3 protein-coding genes are annotated in these 4,772 nt (G+C 27.8%); 1 reads left to right on the plus strand and 2 read right to left on the minus strand.

Annotated features, from left to right (window positions below):
* Window positions 1-277 precede the first annotated feature (277 nt).
* Window positions 278-1,804 (plus strand): 2-isopropylmalate synthase, encoded by a 1,527-nt coding sequence (locus Q0138_RS02680; protein WP_297980560.1) that lies wholly within the window; start codon window positions 278-280, stop codon window positions 1,802-1,804.
* Window positions 1,805-2,266: 462 nt separating this feature from the next.
* On the opposite strand, the gene Q0138_RS02685 is transcribed toward Q0138_RS02680, so the two are convergent.
* Window positions 2,267-3,115: a DUF63 family protein gene (locus Q0138_RS02685; RefSeq protein ID WP_297980555.1), complete on the minus strand. Its 849-nt coding sequence runs from the start codon at window positions 3,113-3,115 to the stop codon at window positions 2,267-2,269.
* Window positions 3,116-3,285: 170 nt separating this feature from the next.
* On the minus strand, window positions 3,286-3,951 hold the full coding sequence (locus Q0138_RS02690) for a PHP-associated domain-containing protein (RefSeq protein ID WP_297980558.1): 666 nt from the start codon (window positions 3,949-3,951) through the stop codon (window positions 3,286-3,288).
* Between the last annotated feature and the right edge of the window lie 821 nt (window positions 3,952-4,772).

Here is a 4,772-nt window from a genome sequence, read left to right on the forward strand (position 1 = left end):
TACTTAAAAAATTGAAAATAAAATTAATTTAAATTATTTTACTAAAAAAATATGAAAATAAAATTAATTTAAATTATTTTACTTAAAAAATTGAAAATAAAATAAAAATAAAATGCAATAAAATAAAAATAAAAATAAAATTATATTAAATAAAAAAAGAAAAGATAAAATAAGGATTATTAAAATTTAATAAAAGATGAGGGTTAAAATCCTTATGAGAGCTAAAAATCCTAGTTAAGCTAAGATATTAAAAATCTTGAGGGATAAGATGTATGCTATAAATATGGATGAAAACAAGAAAGAATTAAATATCCCAGAGGAAATAAAAATTTTTGATACAACACTTAGAGACGGTGAACAGGCTCCAGGCATTGCCTTAACAGTTGATGAGAAAATCAAAATTGCTCAAAAATTGGATGAACTTGGAGTTGACACAATAGAAATGGGTTTTCCAACCGTTTCAGAAGGTGAACGTAAGGCTGCAAAGGAAATGGTCAAACTAGGTCTTGATTCCAGATTATGCGGTCTTGCAAGAGTAATGAAAAAAGACATAGATGCAATCATTGACTCTGATTTGGATTATGCACATTTATTTATAGGAACATCCCCTCTTCACAGAGATTATAAGCTTAAAAAATCCAAGACTGAAATACTGAATCAGGGAATTGAGGCAGTTGAATATGCAAAGGATCATGGCCTTACAGTTGAATTTTCAGCAGAGGACGCTACAAGAACCGAACTGAACTATCTCATTGAATTCTATAAGGGAATTGAAAATGCCGGAGCTGACATAATAAATGTTCCGGATACAGTAGGCATTCTTGTACCTTCCACTACAAGAACATTAATCAGGATTCTTAGAAAGAAAATCAACATACCGATTAGCCTTCATTTCCATAATGACTTCGGTCTTGCAGTGTCCAATTCATTGATTGGAATAGAGGAAGGTGCAAACCAATCCCACTGTACCATAAACGGCATAGGTGAACGTGGAGGAAACACCTCACTTGAAGAGCTTGTTGTAAGTCTAAAGATTGCATATGGTGCAAACCTTGCTGTTGACACAACAAAGCTATATGACACCTCAAATTTCATAGGCTCAATTACAGGGATTAAGATGCCTCCTACAAAACCTATTGTAGGGGAAAATGCATTTGCACATGAATCAGGAATCCATGTTGACGGAATACTGAAGAACACATCTACCTATGAACCTATTCCACCTGAACTTGTAGGGCACAAAAGAAGAATTGCACTTGGCAAGCATACAGGCCATGCTGCAATAAAGGCCAAATTGAAAGAGTTCAATATAGAAATTAGCGACAAGCAGTTTGACAATATCTATAATCAGGTAAAGACTCTTGGAGACAAGGGAAAATGTATAACTGATGACGATTTAAGATCCATTGCAATTACTGAAATCGGTACAAGCGATAAGGAATACATTAAGCTTCTTGGACTGAATGTAATGACTGGAGAATCTGTTTCAGCTACAGCAACAGTTAAGCTTTCAATTGACGGAGAAATATTTGAAACTTCTGAGATTGGTGTAGGTCCTGTTGACGCTTCAGTCGGTGCTGTCAAATCCATTGTAAAAGAAATAGTTGAGATAAATCTTGACGAGTATAGACTTGAAGCGGTTAGCGGAGGAACAGATGCATTGGCAGAGACCTTTGTAGTTATTTCTGACAATGAGGGCAATCGCGCTACAGGAAGGGCTACCAGAGAGGACGTTATTATGTCTAGTGTAGTTGCGGTTATTAATTCAATCAACAGACTTTTAGCCATACATGAGGCTAATTAGTCATTTTTTATTTTTCTTTTTTTTAAATAATTTTTTTAACTCAAATAAAATATAAAAAATATGAATTTTTTATTCCACTATTTTTAAAATAATTTTTTTAAACCATTTTAAATTTTAAATAAAATTTGTAATTTTTATTCCACTATTTTTAAAAGCAAATAAAATTTTAAGAAAATTTTTAAAGCTTTTTCTATTTTTTCATGAAAATGTCTGAAAATGAAAAAATTAAAAATTCAATTTCATATTTTTCAATTAAAAATTTATTTTCATATTCTTCAATTAAAAATTCAATTTCATATTTTCAATTAAAAATTCAATTTCATATTTTTCAATTAAAAATTCATTTTCATATTTTTCAAATTGGAATTTAATTCGAAACCATTAAAACTAAATTAAAAAAAATAAAAATTTTTTCATTGATTGAAAATCAAAAAAAGTTAATTTTTTATCAAAATATAAAAATTAAACGCCTATTGCTAAAGTCAAAAAGTTCCTTAATCCAGGTGCTAATCCTAATACAAATACTGTTAATTTTAATAGATTTTTTATAGTCAAGTCATCGATATATTGATCGATTATGTATAATACTGAAAGTATAACTATAAGTTTCATAGGATACATTGAAAAGGATGTATCAAATAGTTGATTTAAAGCATTTGCTAAAACATGCTGTTCATAGTAATTGAAGTACTCAACTGCAATAAATGTTGTACTGGCATCAAAGAGATGAACAAATACAATTGACAAATTAGTTTTATCATCTCTGAACTTTTTCCAATAATTTTTCCTATCAGCATTTGAGAAATTAGTTTTGTCGATTGCAAACAAAACAATCTTGAACAATGCCAAAAATACTGCAATAGATAAAATCCATGTTAGAATGACATAGGACATGGCCATAAGATTAAGTTTTGGAAACAGTATTAAGTTCGGTATTGCAAAAACAATTCCCAATGAGAATAATGCATACCTATAATCAAGATTCAGTTTTCTGTATAAAAATAGACTTAGCAAAAGTGAAAAGATAGTAAGAAATCCAACCAGAATATATAGTCCTGGAGTTATTAGAAAGACAGTTTTAGGATATATTCCATTATCAACCAATGCACGAATAGACGATCCAAGCAGAATAAATGGAACAAGAGAAAACATGATTGATTCAGGATTAATGTCAATTCTCTTAAACATTTTTATAATAAGAATAACAAAGAGAAGGAGAATCAGTGAATAGACTATTGTATTGAATACTGTATATCCTGAAAAAAAGGTGGTTTGAATAAAATCCGGAAGAAAAGTATCTACAGTAGCCATATAAGCACCAAATTAAGTAATTTAGTAATTAAATAATTTAAGTAGAATGATTAAAATTCTACTGATTAAAAAATTTTAGCAGAATGATTAAAATCCTACTGATAAAAAAATTTTAGCAGAATGATTAAATCTAGTGATTTAAAAAAAAGTTTATGATTAAATTGCCAAATTTATTCTTCACGTTTTGGATAACGTCTTAAAACCTTTTTAATAAAGACTTCCTTAGCAACCAAATAATTACTGGTTCCATGACCCTTAGCCTTACAACGTCTGTGTTTAATGGCCTTTAGAATTCCATCTACAGAGTCATACCCCTTGGTGTTAACTTCAGTGTATGCGTCTCCAATAGATTCCAAAAAGTGAGAGTCGCTAGCTCCAAGTGTAGCCAATCTATTATTGTAAGCCAAAGTTTCAGCCTGTTTATTGGAATATCCAAAGATGTATCTAGCGTTTTTAGTTTCCACTCCATCAACTGCAAGATTCTTGTCAACCTTACAGAACAATCCATGCCTATAATATGAAAATGGATGAGGAACAATTGCAAGTCCTCCAGCATCATGAATTCTATCTACTGTTTCAACAGCAGAGAGTCCTTTAGGGATGACTTCATCAACACCTAAACCTAGCATGTGTCCTTTCTCTGTAGAAATTTCAATGGAAGGTACAACTATAAGTGATCCTGGTATGCTTCTAGCAAGTCTGGAACCGATAATTTCATTGTGATCACTGATAGCTATAGCATCAAGACCTTTTTTCTCAGCCTGGATAAGAATGTCTATAACTTCTGAACGAGAATCTCCTGAATAAACACTGTGAATATGTGGGTCAAATTTCATTATTTCATCTACTAAAATCTTTAAAAATAAAATACAATAAAGCTTAAAAAAACAATTGATATTTTTGTTTAATTGGCTTTTAAAACTTAAAAAAACAATTAGATTATTTTTGTTTAATTGACTTTTAAAACTTAAAAAAACAATTAGATTATTTTTGTTTAATTGACTTTTTAAAATGTTTTCAATTGTTATATAAAAATATTAGTTTTACTATATTTAAAACTTTATAAAAATTGAATAAAAATTAATGGGAATATTAAATAAATTGTAAAAAATTATACTTGTAAAATATGAAAAATTGAAAAAAATTATCCTTGCAAAATAAAAAATTAGTGAAAATTTTAAAAAAAATTTCTTTTTAAAATTAAGAAATTGGGTTTGAAAAATTAAATTTTACAATGGAAAATATATAGGCATATGGAAAATTTAAATTTTAAAAATATTAATTTACAGAGACAAAAATAATGTGTATCGAAAATCAATTTTTTTATATTGGATACTTAAAATTTGAAAAAAATTAAAGAATAAATAAAATTTATTTTTTAAAAACAAGACAAAATAAGCTTTTTTTAAAATTTATAAAAATGACTGTAAATGAATGAAAAGAAATTAAAAAAATTTAAAAAAAATAGTGAAAAAAGATATTAAAATATAAAAAAATTATTGAAAATTTTTATTCTACGTAAAATCATATAACAAACCAGGATAAAAAATTATAAAATAAAAAATTATTCTGGAATTATAAAATAAAAAATTATCCTGGAATTATAAAATAAAAAATTATCCTGGAATTATAAAATAAAAAATTATCCTGGAATTAT

It is taken from the genome of uncultured Methanobrevibacter sp., assembly GCF_937906425.1.
Lineage (GTDB): Archaea > Methanobacteriota > Methanobacteria > Methanobacteriales > Methanobacteriaceae > Methanobrevibacter.

Excerpts from the sequence above, each read along its gene's own strand:
- Q0138_RS02685 (WP_297980555.1), bottom strand. The coding sequence starts at position 3,115 with ATGGCTACTGTAGATACTTTTCTTCCGGATTTTATTCAAACCACCTTT.
- Q0138_RS02690 (WP_297980558.1), bottom strand. The coding sequence starts at position 3,951 with ATGAAATTTGACCCACATATTCACAGTGTTTATTCAGGAGATTCTCGT.